This is a genomic window from uncultured Schumannella sp., assembly GCF_905479755.1.
Taxonomy (GTDB): Bacteria; Actinomycetota; Actinomycetes; order Actinomycetales; family Microbacteriaceae; genus DCRR01.
This window is the reverse complement of the sequence record NZ_CAJQNT010000022.1, coordinates 19,277-43,723: the sequence shown is the minus strand read 5'-3', so window position 1 is coordinate 43,723 and position 24,447 is coordinate 19,277. Positions and strand designations below refer to the sequence as shown.

Here is a 24,447-nt window from a genome sequence, read left to right as displayed (position 1 = left end):
ACTATACAGCCATCGCTGAACTGTCGCGAACCGCCGCCGCGCGCGCCTACCGCGACAGCGTGGCGAACTTGCGGATCGAGAGCGGGATGAACACCAGCAGCAGCACGACGACGCCGATCAGCACGGTGGCGATCGGGTTCTGGGCGGTCCAGGCATCCCCGGCGGGTGTTCCGGGTGGCACGTTGCCGAACAGTTCGCGCGCCGACTGCACGAGCGACGAGACGGGGTTCCACTCGGCGAAAATGCGCAGCGGGGTGGGCAGGTTCTCGCTCGGCACGAAGGCGTTCGAGATGAAGGTGAGCGGGAAGAGGATTAAGAACGAGGCGTTGTTGATCACCTCGGGGCTTCTGACGCTCATGCCGAGGAACGCCATCACCCACGAGAACGCGTACGCGAACAGCAGCAGCAAGCCGACGGCGGCGAAGAACTCGAGCGGCGAGGTGTTGACGCGCCAGCCGACGATGAAGCCGGTACCCATCATCACGGTCATCGCGAGCGCGTTGATGACGAGGTCGCCGTTGGTGCGGCCGATCAGCACCGCGGCGCCGCTCATCGGCAGGGTGCGGAAGCGGTCGATGATGCCGTCTTTGAGGTCTTGCGCCATCGCCGAGCCCGAGTAGGTGGAGCCGAACACGACGGTCTGGGCGAAGATGCCGGCCATCAGGAACGAGGTGTAGCCGTCGCCGGGAATGTCGATCGCGGCGCCGAAGACGTAGCTGAACAGCAGCACGAACATGATCGGCTGGATGAGGCTGAAGACCAGGACGTCGGGCACCCGGACGATCTTCATCATGTTGCGCCAGGACATCACCCAGCCGTCGGAGAGCAGGCGGCTGAGCGGGGTGCCGGGGATCGCTTGCAGGGTTCCGCTGGAGGTTGCGGTGCTCATGCGGGGGCCTCCGTCGCTTCCTCTTCTTGTTGTTCTGCGACGTGTCCGGTCAGTTGCAGGAACACGTCGTCGAGGGTGGGGCGGCGCATGCCGGCGTCGTGCACGGCGATGCCGGCGGCCGAGACGGCACCAATGATCGCGCTGAGCGCGGAGGGGCCGTCGTCGACGGGCACAATCCAGGTGCGCCCGCCGGTGAGGGCCGGTTCGCCCGTGCCGAAGCGGGCCAGAATGTCGCGCACCGCGGCACCGTCGGCGGGGTCGACGAGGGTGAGGGCGACGCGCTGCCCGCCGACGGAGGATTTAAGTTCGTCGGCGGTGCCCTTGGCGATGACGCGGCCTTCGTCGATGACGGAGATGGAGTCGGCGAGCCGGTCGGCCTCGTCCAGGTATTGGGTGGTGAGCAGCACGGTGGTGCCGTCGGAGACGAGGGTTTCGATGACATCCCAGAGGCCGAGGCGACTGCGCGGGTCGAGGCCGGTGGTCGGCTCGTCGAGGAAGAGCACCGGCGGTTTGATGACGAGCGCGCCGGCCAGGTCGATGCGGCGGCGCATGCCGCCCGAGTATCCCTTCACGGGGCGCTTCTGCGAGTCGACGAGGTCGAAGAGTTCGATGAGCTCGGTGGCGCGCTGCTTGGCGACCTTCGTGCCGAGGTGGTAGAGCTTGCCGACCATGACGAGGTTTTCGAAGCCGGTGAGGTTTTCGTCGACGGCGGCGTACTGCCCGCTGGCGCCGATCATCCGCCGGATGGCCTGCGGGTCGCCCAGCACGTCGACCCCGTCGATGGTGGCGGAGCCTGCGTCGGGGCGGATGAGGGTGGTGAGCACCTTGACGGTGGTGGTCTTGCCCGCGCCGTTCGGGCCGAGTAGCGCGGTGACGGTGCCTTGTGGAACCTCGAGGTCGAGCCCGTCGAGGGCGCGCACGACGGGTGCCCCTTTAGGGGTGTAGGTCTTGACGAGCCCGGACGCCTCGATGAAAGCCATGGGCGGGATGCTACTCGGTGCGGGTGACGTTCAGGCGAGCGTGCGAGTGCGACTCCGCCGAGGGCGGCCGGCTCGCTAGAACGGCGGCGGGTCGGCGTTGCGGCGGTGGCCGGTGGGGCTGGTCCACACCGCACGGGGCGAACCGGGAGGTCGTTCGACCCGCCACTTCGTTTGGTGTTTCATCGTGTGGTGTTTGCGGCAGCGGTAGCTGAGGTTGTCGGCGGTGGTGAGGCCGCCCTCCGCCCAGGCGGTGGTGTGATCGAGGTCGCATTGCGCCGCACGCCGGCCGCAGCCGGGGAAGTCGCACGTGACTTGTTGGATTGCGAGCCACCGCCTGAGTGCGGCCGAGGGGCGGTATTGGTGAGCATCCATGTGGAGCACCGTGCCGCTGATCGGATCGGTGAGAAGCCGCGTAAAGGTGGGCGCGGTTGCGCACAACCGGCGAGCGGTGTCGAGGTCGATCGGACCGACTCCCTCCAGCACCGCCGGTCGGTCGTCGTGCCCGAGCAGGCTGAGCACGGGGACCGTGAGCGCGACGGTCACTCCGACGTTTGACTGGGTGCCGGTGCCGGTGCCGCCGCCGATGACCAGGTCGGTGAGCACGTCGGCGCGCAGTTGCGTCATGGTGCGGGTCTCGTCGGTCTCGGTGAACAGTCCGAACGCGAGCGTGTCGAGCCGAGCGCCGACCATCGCGAGCTTCTCGGCGGGCAGGTAGGCGTGCAGCCAGCCCATGCCGTCGCGGTCGAGTTCGGTCCAGGTGCCGCGGCCCGCTTCGGCCGCGAGGCGGCGCTCGGCAATCGTGGCGCACCGCAGCTTCTCGGCGATGGCGTGCGCGCGGGTGCGGAATCTCGCGGGAGCGAGAGTGCGGGAGGCATCCAGAATCTGGTTCTCAAATGTGACCCAGCTCTCGGGCGGCAGCTCGGCGACGATCGCGGCGGCTTCGCGGGCGTTCTGCGTGTGGATTTCGCCCTCGCTGAACTCGGCCCAGAGGAGGGGAAGTCGCTCGCGCAGCGTGCTGGCGACCCGCCCGTGGGAGCGCACGGTCGCTTCGGCGATGTTCAGTCGCACGGACAGGTCGGCGGCGGCCGCCCGCTCGGCGAACTCGACCGCATCCCCGCGCAGCATGGCCGCGTCGATGAAGACCTCCGGATGCGCCGCCGCCTCGCGCAGGGTCGCATCGATCGCGCGGAACACCTCCGCCGATGCGCGCCACTGCGTGCGCTGGGCGATCTCGGCCTCGGCCATGCCGAACTCGACGCGCGTATCCGCGTTCGCCGGGTCGAGCAGGAGGGCTTCCATGGAGACAGTCAAGCAGTGACCACCGACATTGGACGACCGCAGAAAGGCCTGGTCAAATACCACTTATCCACCTGCGAGCGGCCCCAGGGGCGTCTGTGGAGGAAGTACCGAACTGCGCCGAACGCGGGCGGCGCTCGGAGGTAGCGCGGTCGAAACGAGCGAATGCCCCCAAACGAACGAAAGCCCCCATCGTCATGGGGGCTTCGAGTGGCTCCGACGGGCGTCGATCCCGTGACCTCACGATTTTCAGTCGTGCGCTCTACCAACTGAGCTACAGAGCCTCGGGAACATGTTCCCGATGTGGAGCGAGCCTCTCCAGATTCCTCAGGAGAGGCTCGCTTTCCGCGACCCTGACGGGACTTGAACCCGCGACCTCCGCCGTGACAGGGCGGCACGCTAACCAACTGCGCTACAGGGCCTTGCTATTTGATTGTGTGTTGAGTGACCCCAACGGGATTCGAACCCGTGCTGCCGCCGTGAAAGGGCGGTGTCCTAGGCCACTAAACGATGGGGCCATGAAAAAAATCACATAGCAACCGAGGGTCAAGCATACGCACGGCGCGCCAAAAACTCCAATCGACGCAATCGGCGGTTTCGGCGCGCGCAACGCGGCCTTCCCAGCCACTCGGGTTAGGTTCAAGCCAGGGTCGAGGGTTACGACGCTGCAGCTCGAGGCATCCCGGTGCTTTCAATGCTGGGCAAGTCTCGGGGTTGTTGCTAATGTGACTCGTGTTGCCTTTGTGACTCGAGTGGGCCAAATCCACGTCACGAAGATTTGAGGGAAACCATGGGATCACATCCCGGCCGGGGGGCCGTGGGCGCGAGCCGCATCGCACACTGGCGGGCGGCGCGCCCGCGGACGGCCGCGCTCCTGCTCGCGCTTGCCCTCATTCCCGCGCTCGGCGTCGCCGCACCCGCCTCCGACACCGCCAGCGCCGCGGTGCTCGTCGACTACCCCAGCTGGGACGACGTCCAGGCAGCCAAGGCCGACGAAGCGGCGGCGAAGGCGGAGATCACCCGCATCCAGGCGCTGCTGGCCGATCTCGAAGACGAGGTCGCGGCCACGCAGAAGGTCGCCGAGGAGAAGGGCGCCATCTACGCCGAGGCGCAGAGCGCCTACGACGAGCAGGCCTACATCGCCCAGCAGCTCCAGGAGCAGGCGGATGCGGCCCAGGAAGAAGCCGACGACGCCAAGCGCACCGCTGCCCAGCTCATCGCCAACCTCTCCCGCGGCGCCGCCGGCACCGACCTGACGGCGACCCTGTTCGCGCAGAGCGACAAGGCGGATGCGCTGCTCTACAACCTGTCGGCGCAGCAGAAGTTCAGCTCCACCAACCAGCAGCTCTACACGCGGGCGGTGCAGCTGCAGAACAACGCGCAGTCGCTGACCGACCAGGCCGCGGTGGCGCAGGAGCTGCTCGACGAGCTTCGCGCGATCGCCGAGGCCGCCTTCGAAGAGGCGCAAGAGGCCGCGATCGTCGCACAGGAGGCCTACGACGCGCAGGCCGAGAACAAGGCGCGCCTCGAGGCGCAGCTCGAGGTGCTCACCACCAAGCGCGAGGTGACCGAAGCCGACTACCGGGCGGGCGTCGAAGCGCGGGCGGCCGCCTCCGGCGGGGTCGTCAACGCGCAGGGCTGGGCGAACCCGACCTCCGGCTACATCTCGAGCCCCTTCGGCAACCGCTACCACCCGATCTACCATGTGTGGAAGCTGCACTCCGGAACCGACATCGCGGGCGGCGGCTACAACGCCCCTATCTACGCGGCAGCCGACGGGCGCGTCGTCTACGCCGGCTACTACAGCGACCTCGGCTACTACATCAAGATCGACCACGGCGGCGGAATCGTCACCGGCTACGCCCACATCAACACCGGGGGGATGCTCGTCTCGGTCGGCGAGATCGTCATCGCCGGGCAGCAGATCGCGAAGGCCGGCTCAACGGGGGGCTCGACGGGCCCGCATTTGCACTTTATGGTCTACCAGAACGGGGTGCTCACCAACCCCGTCACGTTCATGCAGGACCGGGGGGTCACGCTTGGCTGAGCGCGCACGGAGCGAACAGGGCCGCTGATGACAGCGAGCCGGCGCTTCAGGGGGGCGGCGGCAGTAGCCGTCGCTCTCGTCGTCGCGCTCGCCCCCGGCGTCGCCGCGCACGCGGCCCCGATGCCCGACTACCCCAGCTGGGACGAGGTCGAAGCCGCCAAGGCGGACGAGGCGGCCAGCGCGGCTGCCGTCGCGCAGATCGAGGCGGCGCTCGCCGTGCTCGAGACGGAGGCCGCCGAGCTCGGCAAGGTCGCGCTGCTGCGGGCTGAGGAGTCCGATCTAGCGCAGCAGGAGCTGGAGGCGGCGACCGAGCGGGTCGAGAACCTCGAGACGCGCTCTGCCGAGGCCCGCGACCAGGCCGACGAGTCGGCTCGACGGGCCGCCCAGATCCTGACCCAGCTCTCGCGCACCGGCGGAGGCGATCCGACGCTCGCGCTGCTGTTCGGCTCGGCGGAGGACACCGACGAGGTGCTCTCGATGCTGGCCTCCATGTCGCGCCTGAGCGAGACCTCGCGCGCGCTGCTCGAACAGGCGGTCTTCGACCGCAACTCCGCCGACTCCCTCGCAGCCGAGGCGGAGCTCGCCGAGGAGAAGCGGGGCGAACTGGCCGAGGTGGCCGCCGAGGCGCTTGCCGAGGCCGAAGCGGCCGTGGAGGAGGCGCAGGCGCGGGTCGAGGAGACGCGGGCCGACTCCGAGCGCATGTACGCGCAGCTGGCGAGTTTGAAGAACACCTCCGCCGACCTGGAGCAGGCCTACCAGGAGGGTCTCGCCTGGGAGCGGGAGCAGGCCGCGGATCCGACGCCGCCGGTGCCGCCCGCCGACGACCCGGACCCGCCCGCCGAAGAGCCGGCCCCGCCGGCGAGCGACAAGGTCTCGGGCGCGATCAGCTACGCCCGCGCCCAGCTCGGCGAGCCGTATGTGTGGGGCGGTGCCGGGCCGAGCGGCTGGGACTGCTCCGGGCTCACGATGATGGCGTACTCATCGGTCGGCGTCTCGATCGGCGGGCACGGTTCAACCAGCCAGTACAACTACCTGAAGTCCGCAGGCAAGCTCGTCAACATCGCCGACCTGCAGGCCGGGGATCTGCTGTTCTACTCCGACGGCGGGTCGACGACCGGCACGAAGTATCACGTCGCCCTCTACGTCGGCAACGGCAAGATGATCGAGGCGCCGTACCCGGGGCAGGTCGTGCGCGAGGTGTCGATCCGCTACGGCGACCTGGTGCCGTATGCGGGGCGTCCGACGGGCTGAGCGGGTCGCCGGGCGCGGTTTCGATACGCGCTGCGCGCTACTCAACCGGCGAGTGCCGCGCTGCGCGCTACTCAACCGGCGGGTGAGTCGGTCGAGTAGCCGACGGAGTCGGCGTATCGAGACCTAGTGGGTGGGCGGCACGAAGGCGGCGAGGCCGGCCTGCACGACGCGGTCGGCTTCGGCCGCATCCCCCCAGCCCTCGGTCTTGACCCACTTGCCGGGCTCGAGGTCCTTGTAGTGCTCGAAGAAGTGCTCGATCTCTTTGCGCTTGTACTCCGGCACATCGTTGATGTCCTGGATGTGGTCCCAGCGCGGGTCCTTCGCGGTTACCGCGATGACCTTCGCGTCGCTGCCGCCGTCATCCGTCATGTTGAAAACGCCGACGACGCGCACGCTCATGCCGATGCCGGGAAACAGCGGGTACTCGCCGAGCACCAGCACGTCGACCGGGTCGCCGTCGAGGCCGAGCGTCTTCTCGAAGTAGCCGTAGTCGGTCGGGTACGCCATCGGCGTGTAGAGCACGCGGTCCAACATGACGCGACCGGTCTCGTGGTCGATCTCGTACTTGTTGCGGCTGCCCTTGGGCACCTCGATGGTGACGTCGTAGTACTCGGCCATGTCCCTGGTCTTTCGTCGCAGATGGATGTCGCCATTACGTTAGTCGAATGGTCGCGCGTCCGAGACTCAGCCCCGCGATCGCGGACGTCCGTCGCGCCGTCCGCGCCCCACTCTTTTCAGGAGTTTCTGCGACGGGTGGGGCTGGTGAGGCCGCCGACGCCACTTCCGCCACACCTGTCACACAAACTCCTGAAAACGGAATCGTGTTGGTGGCGCTGAGCGGGGGCGGGGACTCGTTGGCGCTTGCGGCGGCGGTCGCGTTCGAGGCGCCGCGCGCCGGCTGGCGCGCGGGGGCGATCGTCGTCGACCACGGGCTGCAGGGCGACTCGGCCCGGGTGGCCGAGCGCGCCGCCGCCCAGGCGCGCGGCCTCGGCCTCGACCCGGTGCGGGTGGTGCGCGTGCAGGTCGACGCCGCCGACCCGGCGGGCCCGGAGGCGGCCGCCCGAACCGCCCGCTACGCCGCCCTGGATGCCGCGGCCGACGAACTCGGCGCCGACCTGATCCTGCTCGGCCATACCCTCGACGATCAGGCCGAGACCGTGCTGCTGGGCCTGGCGCGCGGTAGCGGCGCGGCGAGCCTGCAGGGGATGCCCGCCCAGGCCGGCCGCTACCGCCGCCCGCTGCTCGGCATCCCGCGCCAGACCACGCGCCAGGCCTGCATCGACGCCGGCCTCGATGTCTGGGACGACCCGCACAACGCGGATGCGCGCTACACGCGGGTGCGGGTGCGCGAGCGCGTGATGCCGGTGCTGGAGTCCGAGCTCGGACCCGGCATCGCCGAGGCGCTCGCGCGCACCGCCGAGCAGTTGCGCGAAGACGCCGCCGCGCTCGACGCCTTCGCCGAGGAGGTCGTCGAAGACGTCGTCGAGTTGGAGGAGGCCGGGGTCTCGCTCTCGGTCGCGGCGCTCGCCGCAAACCCGGCGGCGCTGCGCCAGCGCCTCATCCGACTGGTGGCGCAGAGCGAGTTCCACCAGGCGCTCAGTCGCACCCACACCCTCGAAATCGCGCGCCTCGTCACCGACTGGCGCGGCCAGGGCCCGATCGATCTGCCGGGTTTTTCGGCCGAGCGCCGCGGCGGTCGCATCCACCTCATCTCGACCGCGGCGGGCGAGCTCACCGGGCAGAAGCCGCCGCACGATCACTGACATAGGCTCGTGACATGGACACGAGTGACATCGAAGGCGACCTGACCGAGATTCTCTTCACCGAAGAAGAGATCCACGCCAAGATCGCCGAACTGAGTCGCCGGATCGAACTCGACTACGCGGACAAGAAGCCGCTGTTGGTGGGCGTGCTGAAGGGCGCCGTCATGGTCATGGCCGACCTGGCGCGCGAACTGAAGATCGACGTCGAGATGGACTGGATGGCGGTCAGCTCTTACGGCAACAGCACCGAATCCAGCGGCGTCGTGCGCATCGTCAAAGACCTCGACACCGACCTCGCCGGGCGCGACGTGCTCATCGTGGAGGACATCGTCGACTCGGGCCTCACGCTCTCCTGGCTGCGCGCCAACCTGGAAAGCCGCAACCCGGCCTCGCTCGAGATTCTCGCGCTGCTGCGCAAGCCCGAGGCGGCCAAGGTGGAGATCGACGCCACGTACGTCGGCTTCGAAATCCCGAACGCCTTCGTCGTCGGGTACGGTCTCGATTTCGCGGAGCGCTACCGCAACCTGCGCGCGATCGGCGTGCTCGCCCCGCACGTGTACTCCTGACTGGGGTCAGCTTCCGGCGAACATCCAGCGCTCACCCCGAGAGCGCGCGATAGCCTGAGAGTCTGTATTCCTCGAACGGGAGGCGACGGGCTTCGCCCGCTACACCTATGGACCTCAAGCGCTTCTTTCGCGGGCCGATCATCTACATCCTGTTGGGGATCGGTGCGATCGCTCTGGCCTTCTCCCTGCTCGGAAACACCGGATTCCAGCAGATCACGACCCAGGAGGGCATGAAGCTGCTCACCGGGTCCACCGTGGATGAGGTCAAGATCGTCGACGGTGAACAGCGCGTCGACCTGACCCTGAGCACCGATTTCGACGGCACGGGCACGCTCGTGCAGTTCTACTTCGTGGAGGCGCGGGCCGATGAGGTCGTCTCGGCCGTCAACGACCTGAGCGGCGCGGAGTACACCGACGAGGTTCCGCAGACCAACGTCTTCCTGAGTGCCCTCGGCTTCATCCTGCCGTTCCTGTTGATCGGTCTGCTCTTCTGGTTCCTGTGGTCGGGCATGCAGGGCGGCGGCAACCGCGTCATGCAGTTCGGCAAGTCGAAGGCCAAGCTCGTCTCCAAGGAGACCCCGCAGGTCACCTTCGCCGACGTCGCCGGGGCCGAGGAGGCCGTGGAGGAGCTCCACGAGATCAAGGAGTTCCTGCAGGACCCGTCGAAGTTCCAGGCGGTCGGCGCACGCATCCCGAAGGGTGTGCTGCTGTACGGCCCTCCCGGAACCGGCAAGACCCTGCTCGCCCGCGCCGTCGCCGGGGAGGCGGGCGTGCCGTTCTACTCGATCTCGGGATCCGACTTCGTCGAGATGTTCGTCGGTGTCGGCGCGAGCCGCGTGCGCGACCTCTTCGAACAGGCCAAGCAGAACAGCCCGGCGATCATCTTCGTCGACGAGATCGACGCCGTTGGCCGTCACCGCGGCGCCGGCATGGGCGGCGGGCACGACGAGCGCGAGCAGACGCTCAACCAGTTGCTCGTCGAGATGGACGGCTTCGACCCGAAGACCAACGTGATCCTGATCGCGGCCACCAACCGTCCCGACATCCTTGACCCGGCGCTCTTGCGCCCGGGCCGCTTCGACCGTCAGATCGGCGTCGACGCGCCCGACTTGAAGGGCCGCGAGAAGATCCTGACCGTCCACGCCGCCGGCAAGCCGATGGCCCAGGGCGTCGACCTCGAGGTGCTCGCGCGTAAGACGCCCGGATTCACCGGTGCCGACCTCGCGAACGTGCTCAACGAAGCGGCGCTGTTGACCGCGCGCAGCAACGCGCAGCTGATCGACAACCGCGCCCTGGATGAGGCGGTCGACCGCGTCATGGCCGGCCCGCAGCGCCGCACCCGCGTGATGAAGGACAAGGAGAAGCTCATCACGGCGTATCACGAGGGCGGCCATGCCCTCGCCGCCGCCGCGATGCGCCACACCGACCCGGTGACGAAGGTCACGATCCTTCCCCGCGGGCGTGCCCTCGGCTACACGATGGTGCTGCCGCTGGAAGACAAGTACTCGGTCACGCGCAACGAACTGCTCGATCAGCTCACCTACGCGATGGGCGGGCGCGTCGCCGAGGAGATCGTGTTTCACGACCCGACGACCGGGGCATCCAACGACATCGAGAAGGCGACCGGCATCGCGCGCAAGATGGTGACCGAGTACGGCATGAGCGCCGACATCGGTGCCGTCAAGCTCGGCGCAAGCAGCGGCGAGGTCTTCCTCGGGCGCGACATGGGCCACCAGCGCGACTACTCGGAAGAGATCGCCGAGAAGGTCGACCTCGAGGTGCGCAAGCTCATCGACGAGGCGCACGACGAGGCGTGGAAGGTGCTCAACGACAACCGCGACATTCTCGACAACCTCGCCAAGGAGCTGCTCGAGAAGGAGACCCTCGACCACAACCAGCTGGCCGAGATCTTCGCCGACGTGAAGCGCCTCGACGAGCGTCCGCTCTGGCTGTCGAGCACCGATCGCCCGTTGAGCGACCTGCCGCCGATCCAGGTTCCGGGCAAGGCTGCGATCGACGCGGAGGCCGCCGACGGCGCCGTGGAGAGCGCGCCGAAGCGCCGCGCGCCGAGGCCGCGCAAGAACCCCGGCATCGCGACTGCGTGAGGCTCGCCCCGATGCCGATTGATGGTCCGCGCATCGAGGCGGCGGTGACCGAACTGCTTTCGGCGATCGGTGAAGACCCGGCGCGGCCGGGCCTTGCCGGGACGCCGCGTTACGTCGCGCAGTCCTACGCGGAAATCTTCGCCGGCGTCGGCGGCGACCCGATCGCGCCGCTGCGCGACACGGTCGCGCTCGAGGCGCAACAGACGGGGGAGCTCGTGTTGTTGCGCGACATCGCGTTCCGCTCGATCTGCGAGCACCACCTCTTGCCGTTCTCGGGCGTCGCGCACCTCGCCTACCTTCCGGTCGACCGGGCGGTGGGCTTGGGGCGGCTGGTGCAATCGCTTGAGGTGCTGGCGGCCCGTCCGCAACTGCAGGAGCGACTCGGCGACGAGCTGGCCGACGCCATCGACGCGGCGCTCGCACCGCGCGGCGTGCTCGTCGTGCTCGACGCACGGCACGAGTGCGTGGCGGCGCGCGGGCCGCGCCAGTCGGGGTCGAGCACCGTCACCGTCGCCGCACGCGGCGAACTCGCCGAACCGGCATCGCAGGCGGGCGTTCTCGCCGTCATCGGAGGGGGAACCGAATGACCGTCATCATGGGGATACTCAACGTCACGCCGGACTCGTTCAGCGACGGCGGCAAGTACCTCGACGCGGAGGCCGCGCTCGATCACGCGCTCGCCCTGCGCGACGCCGGCGCGGCCGTCATCGACGTCGGCGGGGAATCGACCCGCCCCGGGAGCGAACCCGTCGGTGCCGACGAGGAGCAGCGCCGGGTGCTGCCCGTGATCGAGGCGCTCGTCGCGCGCGGCGTCCCGGTGAGCGTTGACACGCGCCGCGCGAGCACCGCGCGCGAGGCGGTCGCGACCGGCGCCGTCATGGTCAACGACGTCTCGGGTGGTCTCGCCGACCCCGACATGCCGCGCACGATCGCCGAGACCGGCGTCGTCTACGTGGCGATGCACTCGCGCGGCCCCGCCGCCAACCCCGGTGAGTACCGCGACGTCGTCACCGAGGTGCGCACCGAGTTGAAGGATCGCATCGCCGCGCTCATCGTCGCCGGCGTCGACCCCGCGCGGGTCGTCATCGATCCCGGCCTCGGATTCTCGAAGAACGGCGTCGAGAACTGGGCGCTGCTGCGCGCCCTCCCGGAGTTCGGCACGCTCGGCCACCGCATCCTGGTCGGGGCATCGCGCAAGCGGTTCCTGGGCGAGTTTTTCCCGGAGGGCGCCGCGGTCGAGCTGCGCGACGTGCCCACCGCGCTCGTGAGTGCGCTCGCCGCGCAGGCCGGGGCCTGGGCGGTGCGGGTGCATGACGTTGCCGCGACACGGCTCGCGCTCGACGTCGTCGACTCGTGGAACGGGGCGCCCCCGACGCACGCGCTGCGCGGCGGACGCGGGGGCGAGCAGGCCGGCGATGACGCGCGCGACGCGACGACCCAGGACGAGTTGGAGTCGGGCGCGCCCGCGGAGTCGGAGGCTGCGGAGTGAGCGGCGACCGCATCCGCCTGGAGGGCCTGCGGGCCCGGGCGCACCACGGCGTCTTCGCGCACGAGCGCGAGCAGGGCCAGGAGTTCGTGATCGATGTGACGGTGTGGCTGCCGCTCGGCGCCGCGGCGGCCCACGACGCGCTCGCGCAGACCGTGCACTACGGCGAACTCGCCGAGGCCGTCGTCGCCGCGGTCGAGCGCGACCCGGTCGACCTGATCGAGACGGTTGCCGAGCGGGTCGCCGACACGGCGCTGGAATTCGAACGCGTCCGCCGGGTCGAGGTCACCGTGCACAAACCGGAAGCGCCGATCACGGTGCCGTTCGCCGACGTGAGCGTCACGATCGAACGGGACCGCGGATGACCGGGGCCGGCCACGCCGTCATCGCGCTCGGCAGCAACCTGGGCGATCGGCAGGCGATCTTCACCGCGGCACTGCGCGACATCGCCGAGACGCCCGGCATCGACCTGGAGGCGATCTCGAGCTTCCACGAGACTCCCGCCCTGCGGCCGTGGGGCGTCGACCCGGAGGCGCCCGCGTACCTGAACGCGGTCGCGCTCGTCTCGACGACCCTCGACCCCGAGTCCCTGCTCGACCGGCTCAACGCGGTGGAGCGCGCGCACGGGCGCGTCCGCGACGAGCGCTGGGGTGACCGCACCCTCGACCTCGACATCGTGGCGATGGGGGAGCGCACGCTGCACACCGAGCGGGTCACGCTGCCGCATCCGCGCGCGCACGAGCGCGACTTCGTGCTGCGACCGTGGCTGGAGATCGCCCCGGATGCGGTGCTCCCCGGCCACGGCACGGTGCGTCAGTTGGTCGCGGCCCTCGAGGCCGCCGCAGAGTCCGGCGCGCACGACGATGAGGAGGCTCGCTCGTGAAGCGCACCGCTCCGGTCACCCTGCTCGTGCTCGCGCTCGTCGCGGGTGCCGGGGGGTATCTCGTGCAGCGTGCGCTCGCCGCGGCGAGCATGGTCAAGATCCGTCCCGAGTACACGCTGTCGTTCTCGCTGGTGATCATCGCGGTGCTCGTGGTGCTCCTGGCGGTGCCGATCTGGCAGTCGACGCACGCCGAGGTGCGCCGCCCGGTCGACCCGTTCCGCGCCACCCGAGTGGTCGTCTTCGCCAAGGCGAGCGCGTACCTGGGCGCCGGGCTGCTCGGGGTGAGCGCCGGGTTTCTGATCGAGGTCCTCACGCGGTCGGTGGCGGCGGAGCTCGACAGCGTGCTGCGCGTGGCCGCGATGCTCGCCGCGAGCGCCCTGCTTCTCGCTGCCGGGCTCGTCGCCGAGCACCTCTGCACGGTGCCGCCGGACAGCGACGACGACCGTGACGGGCCCGCGCCCGCGCGATAGCGTGGGCACGTGACTGACACAACGCAGAACGACTCCCCGAGCAGGCTCGAACCGGTCGAGGGCGAGTGGCAGCGCGTCTCGCCCAAGTTCGTCGTCGTCGACCTCGTCGGCGCGCTCATCGTCGGCGCGGTGGCCACCGTCGCCACGGGGATCCCCTGGTTCATCTCCCAGCTGCCGTGGCTGCTCGCGCTTCCGATCACCGTGGGGGTGATCTCGCTGCTCGTGATCGCGTTCACCCCGCGCCGCGTGCGGTCGATCGGCTATCAGCTGCGCGACGATGACCTGCTCTTTCGGCGCGGCATCATGTTCCAGCGCTTCATCGCGGTGCCCTACGGGCGGATGCAGCTGGTCGACATCAATCGCGGCCCGTTGGATCGCGGGCTGGGCCTTGCCGAGCTGAAGCTGGTGACGGCGGCGGCGGCCACCAACATCACGATCCCCGGACTCCCCGAACCGGATGCCGAGGCGCTGCGCGATCACCTGGTCGCGGTCGCCGAGTCGCGGCGCGCCGGGCTGTGAGCGGGACCGAACCGGCACGTCGGGCGCGGGAAGACCTGCTCGACGGCGCCTGGCACCGGTTGCATCCGGCGACACCGTTGCTGCGCGGCGGGGTCGCACTCATCGCCATCTTGGCGTTTGTGATCGCCAACCTGCGCGACCAGTTCTTCGAGTGGGTGGTTCCGGGGATTCCGAGTGCCGACAACGGGGATCCTCTCGGCTACATCGTCGACAACGGCTACATCGTCGTCGCCCTTCTCGTGGTCGCCGCGCTCCTGCTGGTGCTGATCGCCGGGTTCTATCTCTCCTGGCGTATGCACACCTTCCGCATCACCGACGAGGTCGTCGAGGTGCGCAGCGGGGTGATCTTCCGCACCAATCGCAAGGGGCGCCTCGACCGCATCCAGGGCATCAACATCACGCGGCCGCTGATCGCGCGCCTGTTCGGCGCCGCAAAGCTCGAGGTGAACGTCGCGGGGCAAGATGCCAACGTGCAGTTGCACTACCTCGCCAGCGCGACGGCGGATGCGCTGCGCGCCGAGATCCTGCGCCTCGCCTCGGGAGCGCGGGGCACGCCCGTCGAGGGGGAGTCACTCCCTGCCGAGGCGGCGGGGGCGACCGCGAACGCGAGTCTGCTCGATCGGCGCCTGGCCGAGTTCACCGCGCCCGAGCTCGACCCGAAGCTCGCCGCGCGCGAGTCGATCGTCGCGATGCCGATCGGTCGAGTCCTCGGCTCGGCGGCGCTCAGCGGCGGTCTCGTGCTGGTGATCCTGCTCGCCATTCTCGCCACCCTTGGTGTCGTGCTCGCGGTGACGATCGGGGGCGACATCTGGGCGCTGCCGGCGCTCGGGCCGGTGCTGTTCGGTTTCATCCCGGGTCTGATCGCCGTCGGGTCGTATTCGATCAGTCGCTTGGTCAAGTCACTGCGTTTCACGGTCGCCGCCACCCCCGATGGGGTGCGCATCGGCTACGGGCTGCTGTCCACCACGAATGAGACGCTGCCGCCGGGGCGCATCCACTCGATCTCGATCTCGCAGCCACTGCTGTGGCGGCCTTTCGACTGGTGGGAGGTCAAGGTGAATCGCGCGGGCACGTCGTCGGCGCAGGGCGCGGGCGGGCGGCAGAACACGACCATCCTGCCGGTCGGGTCGCGCGCCGACGCGTTCCGCGTGCTCGAACTGGTGCTCCCGAGCCTGGAGGCTCCCGAGGTCGCGGCGCGCGTCTCGGCGGGTCTGGATCGCGGAACTCCCGAAGACGGTTACACCACCTCGCCTCGTCGCGCGGCCGTGTGGCGCTGGTTCTCGTGGCGACGCAACGGGTTCGCGCTGCTGCCCGACTCGGTGCTGCTGCGGCGTGGCGCGATCTGGCGCGAACTCGTCATCGTGCCCGCCGCGCGCATGCAGAGCGTCGCGCTCACCCAGGGACCGATCGAGCGCCGGATGCGACTCGCGGTCGTGCAGCCGCACACCGTCGCCGGTCCGATCTCGGCGCGGCTCGGCGCGCTCGACGAGGACGACGCCGCACGCTTCTTCCGCGATGTCGCGGCGCTCGGCATCGCGGCCGCCGAACGCGACCGCAGCCACCACTGGCGCGCCGACCGGGAAGGCGCGTGACCGCGGCCGCGCGCGACGGTCGGCTCGGCGTCGGCATCGTCGGTGCCGGGCGCGTCGGGCCCGTGCTCGGGGTCGCGCTCGGCGGGGCGGGGCACGCGCTCGTCGGCGTGAGCGCCGTCTCGGATGCCAGCCGCGACCGCGCCGAAGCGATGCTGCCCGGGGTGCCCGTGCTCACCGTGCCCGAAATCGTCGAGCGCAGCGAACTGGTGCTACTCGCCGTCCCCGAGTCGGAGCTGGCCGAATTGGTCAGCGGCCTCGCCGCCGTCGGCGCCTGGCAGCCCGGACAGCTCGTCGTGCACACGGCTCCCGGTCTCGGCATCGGGGTGCTGGCTCCGGCGCTCCAGGCCGGAGCCATCCCGCTCGCGATCCACCCGGCGATGGCCTTCACCGGCACGAGTCTCGACCTCATCCGGCTGCGCGAGTCTTGGTGTGCCGTCACCGCCCCCGCGCCCGTGCTTCCGATCGCTCAGGCGCTCGTCGTCGAGATGGGGGCCGAGCCCGTCGTTGTTGCCGAGAAAGATCGCCCCGCCTACGCCGAGGCGATCGCGACGGCGACCGAGTTCTCGACCGCGATCGTCGGGCAGGCCACCGGCATCCTGCGCGACATCGGCATCGACAACCCGGGACGCGTGCTCGGCTCGGTCGTGCGCTCGAGCGTCGAGAACGCGCTGCAGGCGGCATCGGGAGACGACGAGCCCCGGTAGCATCGGGGATGCACGTCGGGCCGCCCCCGGCTCAGGGAGGTTCACCGTGACGAGGCCCGTCGTGATCGAGACGATCGCCGCGCTCCGCGAGGCGCTCGTCGGACGCGAGGTCGCGCTCGTGCCGACGATGGGCGCGCTGCACGAAGGGCACCTCGAACTCGTGGCCGAGGCGGCGCGTCAGGCCGAGACGGTCGTGGTGTCGATCTTCGTCAACCCGCTGCAGTTCGGGCAGGGCGAGGATCTCGCCCGTTACCCGCGCGACCTCGAGAACGACCTTGACGCGCTCGCCCCCCTCGGCGTCGCCTACGTCTTCGCCCCGAGCGCCGAGGAGATGTACCCGCGGGGAGAGACCTCGACCCGGATCACCGGCGGCCGCGTCGCTGGCATGTTCGAGGGCCGCGCCCGCCCCGGCCATTTCGACGGTGTGCTCACCGTCGTCGCCAAGCTCCTCGGCATCGTCCGCCCCGCCGTCGCGGTCTTCGGTCAGAAGGATGCGCAGCAGCTCTTCCTCGTGCAACAGATGGTCGCCGACCTCAACATCGACACCCGGATCGTGCCCGTCGAGACGGTGCGCGCCGAGGACGGCCTCGCGCTCTCCAGTCGCAATCGCTTCCTCAACGGCGAAGAGCGCCACGCGGCCAAGGCCCTGTCGCGCGCGCTCGAAGCGGCCTCCTCGGCCGGCGACCGGGGGATCGATGCGGTGCTCGCGGCATCCCAGTCGGTGCTCATGGATGAGGACCTCGTTAAGCTGGACTATCTGAAGGTCGTCGATCCGGCGACCTTCCTGCCCGTTGATGATGACTTCCACGGGCCGGCGCGCGTGCTGATCGCCGCGCAGGTCGGGTCGACCCGGCTGATCGACAACGACGCCATCTACCTCAACTGACCGCTTCAACCTTTTTCAGGAGTTTCTGTGACCGATGTGACCCCAGGGGCTCCGGACGCGACATCCGCCACACCCGTCACACAAACTCCTGAAAACGGAGAAGAGGTTGCCGAGCAGAAGGCGGTCCGGTTGGCCAAGCGCGAGCGGATGCTCGCCGAGGGCGGCGAGGCCTACCCGGTCGTGCTGCCGATCACCCACACCATCGGCGAGGTGCGCGCGCAGTTCCCCGAACTCGAAGCCGACACCTCGACCGGAGTGACGGTCGGCGTCGCCGGCCGCATCGTGCACCTGCGCAACACCGGCAAGCTGTGCTTCGCCGCGCTCCAGGCGGGCGACGGCAGTCGCATCCAGGCCATGGTGTCGCTCGCCGAGGTCGGCCAGGAGGCGCTTGACCGCTGGAAGGAGCTCGTCGACCTGGGCGACCACGTCTTCGTCGCGGGCGAGGTGATCTCGAGCCGCCGCGGTGAGCTCAGCATCATGGCGAGCGAGTGGAAGATGGCCGCGAAGGCGATCCTGCCGCTGCCCAACCTGCACTCCGAGCTGAACGAGGAGACGCGGGTTCGTCAGCGCTACCTCGACCTCATCGCGCGCGAGCAGGCGCGCACCACGGTCATCGCCCGCGCCACGACGGTCCAGAGCCTGCGCCAGACGTTCGCGAGCCACGGCTTCCTCGAGGTCGAGACCCCGATGCTGCAGACGATCCACGGCGGCGCCGCGGCCCGCCCGTTCGTCACGCACTCGAACGCCTTCGACACCGAGCTGTTCCTGCGCATCGCGCCCGAGCTGTTTCTGAAGCGCGCCGTCGTCGGCGGGCTCGAGCGCGTGTTCGAGATCAACCGCAACTTCCGCAACGAGGGCGCCGATTCCACGCACAGCCCCGAGTTCGCGATGCTCGAGGCCTACCAGGCGTACGGCGACTACCAGCGGATGGCCGACCTCACCCAGGAGCTCATCCAGAACGCGGCCATCGCCGTCGCCGGCTCCACGACGGTGACCTGGGCCGATGGCACCGAGTTCGACCTCGGCGGCGAGTGGGAGCGGATGCCGATGTACGCCTCGCTCTCCGAGGCGGCCGGCGTCGAGATCACCCCCGAGACTTCCCTCGGCGAGCTCGCGGCGCTCGCCGAGAAGGTCGACGTGGAGGTGAAGCTCCCCACTCACGGCAAGTACGTGGAAGAGCTGTGGGAGCACTTCGTGAAGGGCTCGCTCGAGCGCCCCACCTTCGTCATGGACTTCCCCGTCGACACCTCTCCGCTCGTGCGCGCGCACCGCGACACCCCCGGCGTCGTGGAGAAATGGGACCTGTATGTGCGCGGCTTCGAGCTGGCCACCGGCTACTCCGAGCTCGTCGACCCCGTCATCCAGCGTGAGCGCTTCGTCGAGCAGGCCACCCAGGCGGCGCGTGGCGACGTCGAGGCGATGCGCCTCGACGAGGAGTTCCTGCGCGCCCTCGAGCACGGCATGCCGCCGACCATGGGCATGGGCATGGGCATCGACCGCCTGCTGATGGCGATCACGGGCCTCGGCATCCGCGAGACGATCCTGTTCCCGCTCGTCAAGTAGGCCCCGCCCGGCGCAATTCCTGAGCAACACTTGATTAATGTCGGTGGTGCTCGGTACCGTCGCACGTAGCGGAACCTCGCCCCCGAGCTCCGTGGTCACGACCCGAACGAGTTACCCGACTCCGTGGCCTCTCTCAGCCCCCGAAGGATCAACCCGTGTTCTCCGTCCCCCGGCGGAGCCTTGCCCTGCTCACTGCTCTCGCAGTGAGCGCCGTAGGCTCCCTTGTCTTCGCCTCCCCCGCCCTCGCCGCCGATTCGACGCGGCCGACCGTCACGCTCGACGCCCCGACGTCGACCTTCGTCTTCCCCGGCGACACCGTCACCGTCTCCGGCACCGATGACGTCGAGCTCGCACAGCTGACCGTCAACGTGCACACCGGAGCAGGGTTCCTCCGCTCCGTCGGCACCTCGGCGGTCACCGGCGCGTCCGCGTCGTCGAGCTGGACGCTCCCGGCGCTCCCCGACGGCGACTACGAGCTGCGCAGCGGCGCCCGCGACACAGCCGGCAACATCGGCACGCTGCGGACCTCCGTCACGGTGGACACCGTCGCCCCGGACGTCGTGATCACCGCACCGGCCCCCGGACTCGTCGTCGCCCCCGGCACGATCATCCCGCTCGTCGGGTCGATCAGCGATGCGCATCCGTTCCGCACGTATGTCGCGGTCCAGGGCGTCGGCTCCGACACCGACGAGACCGGCCTGACCTCGGTCTCGCGGTCGATCGACACGACCGGGTTCGCGAGCGGCACCTACATCGCGCAGATCGAGGCGCGCGACGCCGCGGGCAACAAGGACTCCGGCTCGATCGCGAAGGTCACCTTCACGGTCGACGCCGACGCCCCGGACGTCGTCATCACCGCGCCGGCCGACGGAAGCTTCGTGAAGCCGGGCACGGTGCTCGACTTCACCGCGACCATCTCGGACGCGAATCCGTCGATCTACTACTCGCAGCTTGACGGCGTCGGCCTGGACTACGGCTCCTCGAGCTCGTTGACCAACTACGCGACGACGGTCGACACGACCGGTTGGGCGGACGGCAGCGTCCACGTCTTCAAGTTCGAGGCGCGTGACGCGTTCAACCAGAAGGACGCCGGATCCACGGCGACCGCGAAGGTCACCGCCGACGCCTCGCGCCCCAGCGTCACGTTCGCGGCACCCGCGGCCGGCGACCTCGTGTCGGGCACCATCACCGCCACCGGCACGGCCCACGACTCCGGGTCGGGACTCGCCGGCGACCAGTTCTCCCTGAAGGTCCGGGCGATCAACCCCGCGACCGGCAACTGCGGCGCGTTCGTCGACTCCTACGACGTCAATGTCGATGCCAGCGGGCACTGGAGCGTCGACATCGACACGACCGCCGTCGCCGACGGCGAGGTCTGCCTGACCGCGCTCGCCAGCGACGCCGTCGGCAACACCAATGGAGGCGGAAACCACCTCAAGTCGTTCGAGATCGACAACACCGCGCCGGCGACCCCGACCGTCGCCTTCCCGACGGGCTACACCCTCGAGGCGTCCGAGTTCCGCTGGTACCCGGTGACCGACCCGAACGGCGTGCGCTACGAGGTCGTGCTCGGCCGTGGACCGAACACCACCGACGGCCGCCTGAACGACGGCGTGACGATCGGAAGCGACCTGACGGGCACGACGCTCGCCTACGACATCCCGACCGGTCCGCTGCGCTGGCAGGTTCGCGCCATTGACGACCTGGGCAACGCGTCGGCATGGAGCTCGGGCACCGGCGCTCAGATCATCGGCATTCCGGAGATCATCACGCCGACGACGGGCTACACGTTCTCGGAGACGAGCCTGACCGCGACCTGGACGGCCGTGTTCGGCATCGGCGGAGTCGATCACTACGAGGTCGAGTACGGCGTCGATGGCGACGGCGACGGAACGCTCGAGTACGAGTACGTCGACGTTCCCGGCACCGCCTGGACGGCGGGCGCGACGGTGTCGCACACGCAGAGCTTCAGCACCGGCTATGAGGGACCGCTCTCGATCCGGGTGCGCGCGGTGTACAACATCCCGTACCGCGCCAGCGACCCCTCCAGCGTCAACGGTCCGTGGAGCGCGCCGGTCGTGCACTACACGCGTGATGCGACGGCGCCGACGATCCAGATCGACGAACCGCTCGACGGGGCGATCTTCTCACCGCGCGAGTCGATCGACGTGACGGTGACCGCTGCCGATGCGGGAGCGCTCAACCGGATCGGCGTGAACCTGTTCGACGAGGACAGCACGGCGTTCATCCAGGCGATCGGCTCGACGTCGGGCCTCAGCGCGCTCGGCACCAACGCCGAGACGCGTACCTGGACGATTCCGGCCGGCCTCGCCGAGGGCACCTACACGATCCGCGCCAATGTGACCGACACCGCCGGCCTCCGCGGCGTTCACGTGATCCAGTTCGTGGTCGACGGCACGCGTCCGGCCATCACGATCGATTCGCCCGAGCTGGACGAGCCGTTCCGCGGTTCGGCCACCATCCCGGTCACGCTGACAGGGACGGACGAGGTCGCCCTCAAGCGGCTCGACGTCAACCTGTACGACGCGACCAACTCGACGTTCATCACGAATGTCGGGACGACGGGCGGCGCATCGGCGCTCGGGACCACGAGCGAGACGCGCACCTGGGATCTCCCGGTCGCGGGCCTCGCCGAGGGCGTCTACACGCTGCGCGCGAGTGCCCATGATGTCGCCGGCAACGTCAAGACGACCAGCAGCACGTTCGTGGTCGACCTGACGCGTCCGACGATCGCGATCGACGCGCCGCTCGACGGTGCCGAGTTCAACGGAGAAGTGATCGTCGAGATCTCGGGCGCCGACGAGATCGGGCTCGCCCGGCTCGTGGCGAATCTGTACGACGAGAGCGGCTCGGTCTTCCTGGGACCGATCGGCTCCACCTCGGGCCTGACCTCGCTCGGAACGACGAGCGACTCGGCGTCGTGGACGATTCCGGCGGGACTCGCGGATGGCACCTACACGATCCGCGCCGCCGCGCGTGACCTCGCGGGCAACGTCCAGACGACCGCGTCGACCTTCATCATCGCGACCGCGGCTGAGCCGGTGGCGGGCAGCGCCGGAGGGCCGACGCTCGCGCCGACCACCTCCGGCGGCGACGGCGATGCGCCGGCACCGACCGGCGCCGGCGGGGCGCCGCATACGGACGGTCCCGAGGTCGCGCTGACGACGCTGGCGCTCGATGACGGCGCCGCGTCCGAGGCGGACGACACCGCGGGCGCCGGCTCCGGCGATGACACCGCCGAACTCGCCACGTCCGCGGCGCCGATGGGCTTCGACTGGTGGTGGCTGATCCTGCTCGCGCTGCTTCTCGCCGGCGTTGTCGGCTACTGGCGGATCCGCGTGGCGCAACGAGCCTGATCCCGAGGTCCGGGTCGCGCGGGCAGCGCGACCCGGACCCTCCGACTTCGGTAGGGTTCCTCCATGAGCAACCTGCCCCCGCAGCCCGGCGGCGAGAAGCCGAAGATCACGTCCGGCCGCATCGCGATCTGGGTAATCGTCGCAGGCATCGGCCTGTACCTGATCATCACCGGCGTCGTCGGCATCATCGCCAAGGGCTGACGTGGACCGACGCACCTCCCGGTTCGTGATGTACGCGGGTCTCGTGGTGATCCTGGTCGTCATCGCCGTCGCCTCGGCTCTCGGTTTCGGCGCGTAGGCTGTAGCCATGCCGACCGAGTACTGGGCCAACGCAATCTACAGTGTGATCCCGACGCTGCTGTTCGGGCTCGTGTTCTGGTTCGTCTTTCGCGCCATCTTCCGCGCCGACCGCAGCGAGCGCGCCTTCGCCGCCAAGATCGAGGCCGAAGAGCGCGCCAAGTTCGAGGCGGAGCGCGCCGCGAAACTCTGAGCGCGCGCCCTAGTCGTCGACGTCGGCCTCGAGCGCATCCGTCACGCGGAACAGCCGGGTCGCGAACCGGTCGCCGCGCGGCAGCGACGCCCGAATCGACTCGACGGGCACGATGCGCGGCCTCACCAGCCGCAGGGTCGACCCCTCGCACTCCAGCTGAGCCTCGCCCGCGCTGAGGACGTTCTGCACCCAGTCGGCGCCGGTGCCGTACGGCAGCGGCACCACGACCGTGCCGCCCTCGCGCAGCGCCCCGACGGGCGTCGTGAACTCGCGCCCGCTGACGCGTCCGCGGTGGCGGACCACCGAGAACGGCGCACCCGGCTGACCCGCCGTCTCCAACTGCCGCGGGTTGCTCACCGAGCGGTTCAGACGCGCGATCGAGCGCCGAATGCGAGGGGACCGGGCTCGGAACCCGAGCACCACGATCGCGCTCGCCACCAGGAATGCCAGCACCAGGCTGGCGGCGACGGCGCCGATCGCCTGCAGAACCTGCTGCCAGAACATCAGGGCCTCGCGGTCCCAGACGTCGGCAGGTCGCGCGGCCTCAGCCGCACGTTCGGCAGCTCGGGAGCCGGCAGCGCCGGGCCCGGGTAGCCGTCGACGCGGCCGAAGAGGCCGTCCGGATCCGTGCCGTCGATCACCTCGCGCTGCCACTGCTCGCGAAAGGCGACCACCTCGTCGTGGGTGCGTCCAACGAAGTTCCACCACATCAGGATCGGCTCGTTCAGCGGTGCGCCGCCGAGCAGGATCGCGCGCAGCGGCTCCGTGCCCGCCGCGACCTGAAGGGCGGCGGCGCCGGGTGGCGCGTAGCCGAGGTGATGGCGCGCGATCGCGACGCCGTCGAGCGAGGCCGTGCCGGCATCCACCAGCAGACCGTGCTCGAAGGCGGGGTCGACGTCGAGCGTGACGCTGGCGCCGGCGGGAAGATCCAGCTGCGCGCCGAGCAGCGGCGAGAAGGTGGTGACGGCCGAGCGGGAGCCGGCGAGCGTGCCGACGAAGACGCGGAGCGTCGCCGCACCGACCGAGACCGGCGCGGGCGAGTCGTGCTCGAAGAACGGCGCGTGATGGCGATCGGCATCGGGCAGCGCCACCCACAGCTGCACCCCGTGCAGGCCGGTCGCCCGCGCCGTCGACACCTCGGAGTGCTGGATGCCCGCCCCCGCCGTCATCAGGTTCACCTGGCCGGGCACGATCGTCGCGAGACTGCCGACCGAGTCCCGGTGCTCGATCTCGCCCTCGAACAGCCAGCTCACCGTCTGCAGACCCGTGTGCGGGTGCGGCGGCACGTCCATGACGGCGGCGTGATCCAGCGGATGCGGTCCGTAGTGATCCGCGAAGCACCACGCCCCGATGAGCGAACGGTGCTTCTGCGGCAGAGTGCGCCGCACCGTGATCGCGCGCGGTCCGCCGAGCGGCACCTCGCGCGGTTCGAGCACCTCGATGGCGACCGCCGGATCGCGGCCGCACACGAGCTCGGCCGGGTCGGCCTCCAGATTGCTCATGCATCGGAGGCTAGTCCGCCCGCCCCGGCAGCCTCACGCCCACGGCGAACACGGGACAATTCGCCAATCCCCGTCGTT

Annotated in this window: 24 protein-coding genes and 3 tRNA genes; 18 read left to right on the top strand and 9 right to left on the bottom strand. The window is 69.8% G+C overall.

Annotated elements, in window-relative coordinates:
* Window positions 1-46: 46 nt before the first annotated feature.
* The 6 genes from QZ258_RS06485 to QZ258_RS06460 form a co-directional block, all read right to left on the bottom strand.
* A complete protein-coding gene (locus QZ258_RS06485) occupies window positions 47-889 on the bottom strand; it encodes an ABC transporter permease (protein WP_294179869.1) in 843 nt (280 codons plus the stop codon).
* The gene (locus QZ258_RS06480; RefSeq protein ID WP_294179868.1) at window positions 886-1,869 is read right to left on the bottom strand and encodes an ATP-binding cassette domain-containing protein; all 984 of its coding nucleotides are present in this window, start codon (window positions 1,867-1,869) and stop codon (window positions 886-888) included. The genes QZ258_RS06485 and QZ258_RS06480 overlap by 4 nt, the downstream gene beginning before the upstream one ends.
* Window positions 1,870-1,944: 75 nt before the next feature.
* Complete coding sequence (locus QZ258_RS06475) at window positions 1,945-3,168, bottom strand: HNH endonuclease signature motif containing protein (RefSeq protein WP_294179867.1); 1,224 nt, start codon at window positions 3,166-3,168, stop codon at window positions 1,945-1,947.
* 208 nt (window positions 3,169-3,376) lie between these two features.
* Window positions 3,377-3,449, bottom strand: a tRNA-Phe gene (locus QZ258_RS06470).
* Between the two features lie 64 nt (window positions 3,450-3,513).
* Window positions 3,514-3,587 (bottom strand) — tRNA-Asp (locus tag QZ258_RS06465).
* 23 nt (window positions 3,588-3,610) lie between these two features.
* A tRNA-Glu gene (locus QZ258_RS06460) sits at window positions 3,611-3,683 on the bottom strand.
* Window positions 3,684-3,955: 272 nt separating this feature from the next.
* Here QZ258_RS06460 and QZ258_RS06455 point away from each other — a divergent pair.
* Entirely contained in the window at window positions 3,956-5,212 is a 1,257-nt protein-coding gene (locus tag QZ258_RS06455) for a M23 family metallopeptidase (RefSeq protein WP_294179866.1), read from the top strand.
* Between the two features lie 27 nt (window positions 5,213-5,239).
* On the top strand, window positions 5,240-6,463 hold the full coding sequence (locus QZ258_RS06450; protein ID WP_294179865.1) for a C40 family peptidase: 1,224 nt from the start codon (window positions 5,240-5,242) through the stop codon (window positions 6,461-6,463).
* Window positions 6,464-6,586: 123 nt separating this feature from the next.
* Here the strand turns inward: QZ258_RS06450 and QZ258_RS06445 are convergent, their stop codons facing one another.
* The gene (locus tag QZ258_RS06445) at window positions 6,587-7,081 is read right to left on the bottom strand and encodes an inorganic diphosphatase (RefSeq protein WP_294179864.1); all 495 of its coding nucleotides are present in this window, start codon (window positions 7,079-7,081) and stop codon (window positions 6,587-6,589) included.
* A gap of 47 nt (window positions 7,082-7,128) precedes the next feature.
* Between QZ258_RS06445 and tilS the strand changes: the two genes are divergently transcribed.
* The 16 genes from tilS (at window position 7,129) to QZ258_RS06365 (ending at window position 22,867) form a co-directional block, all read left to right on the top strand.
* On the top strand, window positions 7,129-8,226 hold the full coding sequence (gene tilS / locus QZ258_RS06440) for a tRNA lysidine(34) synthetase TilS (RefSeq protein WP_294179863.1): 1,098 nt from the start codon (window positions 7,129-7,131) through the stop codon (window positions 8,224-8,226).
* Window positions 8,227-8,240: 14 nt separating this feature from the next.
* Window positions 8,241-8,792, top strand: coding sequence for a hypoxanthine phosphoribosyltransferase (gene hpt / locus QZ258_RS06435; protein WP_294179862.1), 552 nt, complete (start codon window positions 8,241-8,243; stop codon window positions 8,790-8,792).
* A 107-nt stretch (window positions 8,793-8,899) separates the two neighbouring features.
* A complete protein-coding gene (ftsH, locus tag QZ258_RS06430; RefSeq protein ID WP_294179861.1) occupies window positions 8,900-10,897 on the top strand; it encodes an ATP-dependent zinc metalloprotease FtsH in 1,998 nt (665 codons plus the stop codon).
* 11 nt (window positions 10,898-10,908) lie between these two features.
* A complete protein-coding gene (folE, locus tag QZ258_RS06425; protein ID WP_294179860.1) occupies window positions 10,909-11,484 on the top strand; it encodes a GTP cyclohydrolase I in 576 nt (191 codons plus the stop codon).
* Complete coding sequence (gene folP, locus QZ258_RS06420) at window positions 11,481-12,386, top strand: dihydropteroate synthase (RefSeq protein WP_294179859.1); 906 nt, start codon at window positions 11,481-11,483, stop codon at window positions 12,384-12,386. The genes folE and folP overlap by 4 nt, the downstream gene beginning before the upstream one ends.
* A complete protein-coding gene (folB, locus tag QZ258_RS06415) occupies window positions 12,383-12,748 on the top strand; it encodes a dihydroneopterin aldolase (protein ID WP_294179858.1) in 366 nt (121 codons plus the stop codon). Before folP ends, folB begins: the two co-directional genes overlap by 4 nt.
* Complete coding sequence (folK, locus tag QZ258_RS06410; RefSeq protein WP_294179857.1) at window positions 12,745-13,266, top strand: 2-amino-4-hydroxy-6-hydroxymethyldihydropteridine diphosphokinase; 522 nt, start codon at window positions 12,745-12,747, stop codon at window positions 13,264-13,266. Before folB ends, folK begins: the two co-directional genes overlap by 4 nt.
* Complete coding sequence (locus tag QZ258_RS06405; protein WP_294179856.1) at window positions 13,263-13,736, top strand: DUF3180 domain-containing protein; 474 nt, start codon at window positions 13,263-13,265, stop codon at window positions 13,734-13,736. Before folK ends, QZ258_RS06405 begins: the two co-directional genes overlap by 4 nt.
* Before the next feature lie 9 nt (window positions 13,737-13,745).
* Window positions 13,746-14,255, top strand: coding sequence for a PH domain-containing protein (locus QZ258_RS06400; protein WP_294179855.1), 510 nt, complete (start codon window positions 13,746-13,748; stop codon window positions 14,253-14,255).
* Window positions 14,252-15,847 (top strand): PH domain-containing protein, encoded by a 1,596-nt coding sequence (locus QZ258_RS06395; RefSeq protein WP_294179854.1) that lies wholly within the window; start codon window positions 14,252-14,254, stop codon window positions 15,845-15,847. Before QZ258_RS06400 ends, QZ258_RS06395 begins: the two co-directional genes overlap by 4 nt.
* On the top strand, window positions 15,844-16,551 hold the full coding sequence (locus QZ258_RS06390) for a Rossmann-like and DUF2520 domain-containing protein (protein ID WP_294179853.1): 708 nt from the start codon (window positions 15,844-15,846) through the stop codon (window positions 16,549-16,551). Before QZ258_RS06395 ends, QZ258_RS06390 begins: the two co-directional genes overlap by 4 nt.
* A gap of 46 nt (window positions 16,552-16,597) precedes the next feature.
* Window positions 16,598-17,437 (top strand): pantoate--beta-alanine ligase, encoded by an 840-nt coding sequence (gene panC / locus QZ258_RS06385; protein ID WP_294179852.1) that lies wholly within the window; start codon window positions 16,598-16,600, stop codon window positions 17,435-17,437.
* Between the two features lie 36 nt (window positions 17,438-17,473).
* Complete coding sequence (lysS, locus tag QZ258_RS06380; protein ID WP_294179926.1) at window positions 17,474-19,000, top strand: lysine--tRNA ligase; 1,527 nt, start codon at window positions 17,474-17,476, stop codon at window positions 18,998-19,000.
* Between the two features lie 155 nt (window positions 19,001-19,155).
* Window positions 19,156-22,377: an Ig-like domain-containing protein gene (locus tag QZ258_RS06375; protein WP_294179851.1), complete on the top strand. Its 3,222-nt coding sequence runs from the start codon at window positions 19,156-19,158 to the stop codon at window positions 22,375-22,377.
* Window positions 22,378-22,440: 63 nt separating this feature from the next.
* Window positions 22,441-22,578: a hypothetical protein gene (locus QZ258_RS06370; protein ID WP_294179850.1), complete on the top strand. Its 138-nt coding sequence runs from the start codon at window positions 22,441-22,443 to the stop codon at window positions 22,576-22,578.
* Between the two features lie 106 nt (window positions 22,579-22,684).
* A complete protein-coding gene (locus QZ258_RS06365) occupies window positions 22,685-22,867 on the top strand; it encodes a hypothetical protein (protein WP_294179849.1) in 183 nt (60 codons plus the stop codon).
* Between the two features lie 9 nt (window positions 22,868-22,876).
* Here QZ258_RS06365 and QZ258_RS06360 read toward each other — a convergent pair whose 3' ends face one another.
* Both QZ258_RS06360 and QZ258_RS06355 read right to left on the bottom strand, forming a co-directional pair.
* Window positions 22,877-23,371: a hypothetical protein gene (locus QZ258_RS06360; protein WP_294179848.1), complete on the bottom strand. Its 495-nt coding sequence runs from the start codon at window positions 23,369-23,371 to the stop codon at window positions 22,877-22,879.
* On the bottom strand, window positions 23,371-24,369 hold the full coding sequence (locus QZ258_RS06355; RefSeq protein ID WP_294179847.1) for a pirin family protein: 999 nt from the start codon (window positions 24,367-24,369) through the stop codon (window positions 23,371-23,373). Before QZ258_RS06355 ends, QZ258_RS06360 begins: the two co-directional genes overlap by 1 nt.
* Window positions 24,370-24,447 lie beyond the last annotated feature (78 nt).

Excerpts from the sequence above, each read along its gene's own strand:
- QZ258_RS06485 (WP_294179869.1), bottom strand. The coding sequence starts at position 889 with ATGAGCACCGCAACCTCCAGCGGAACCCTGCAAGCGATCCCCGGCACC.
- QZ258_RS06480 (WP_294179868.1), bottom strand. The coding sequence starts at position 1,869 with ATGGCTTTCATCGAGGCGTCCGGGCTCGTCAAGACCTACACCCCTAAA.
- QZ258_RS06475 (WP_294179867.1), bottom strand. The coding sequence starts at position 3,168 with ATGGAAGCCCTCCTGCTCGACCCGGCGAACGCGGATACGCGCGTCGAG.
- QZ258_RS06455 (WP_294179866.1), top strand. The coding sequence starts at position 3,956 with ATGGGATCACATCCCGGCCGGGGGGCCGTGGGCGCGAGCCGCATCGCA.
- QZ258_RS06450 (WP_294179865.1), top strand. The coding sequence starts at position 5,240 with ATGACAGCGAGCCGGCGCTTCAGGGGGGCGGCGGCAGTAGCCGTCGCT.
- QZ258_RS06445 (WP_294179864.1), bottom strand. The coding sequence starts at position 7,081 with ATGGCCGAGTACTACGACGTCACCATCGAGGTGCCCAAGGGCAGCCGC.
- tilS (WP_294179863.1), top strand. The coding sequence starts at position 7,129 with ATGGTCGCGCGTCCGAGACTCAGCCCCGCGATCGCGGACGTCCGTCGC.
- hpt (WP_294179862.1), top strand. The coding sequence starts at position 8,241 with ATGGACACGAGTGACATCGAAGGCGACCTGACCGAGATTCTCTTCACC.
- ftsH (WP_294179861.1), top strand. The coding sequence starts at position 8,900 with ATGGACCTCAAGCGCTTCTTTCGCGGGCCGATCATCTACATCCTGTTG.
- folE (WP_294179860.1), top strand. The coding sequence starts at position 10,909 with ATGCCGATTGATGGTCCGCGCATCGAGGCGGCGGTGACCGAACTGCTT.
- folP (WP_294179859.1), top strand. The coding sequence starts at position 11,481 with ATGACCGTCATCATGGGGATACTCAACGTCACGCCGGACTCGTTCAGC.
- folK (WP_294179857.1), top strand. The coding sequence starts at position 12,745 with ATGACCGGGGCCGGCCACGCCGTCATCGCGCTCGGCAGCAACCTGGGC.
- QZ258_RS06370 (WP_294179850.1), top strand. The coding sequence starts at position 22,441 with ATGAGCAACCTGCCCCCGCAGCCCGGCGGCGAGAAGCCGAAGATCACG.
- QZ258_RS06365 (WP_294179849.1), top strand. The coding sequence starts at position 22,685 with ATGCCGACCGAGTACTGGGCCAACGCAATCTACAGTGTGATCCCGACG.
- QZ258_RS06360 (WP_294179848.1), bottom strand. The coding sequence starts at position 23,371 with ATGTTCTGGCAGCAGGTTCTGCAGGCGATCGGCGCCGTCGCCGCCAGC.
- QZ258_RS06355 (WP_294179847.1), bottom strand. The coding sequence starts at position 24,369 with ATGAGCAATCTGGAGGCCGACCCGGCCGAGCTCGTGTGCGGCCGCGAT.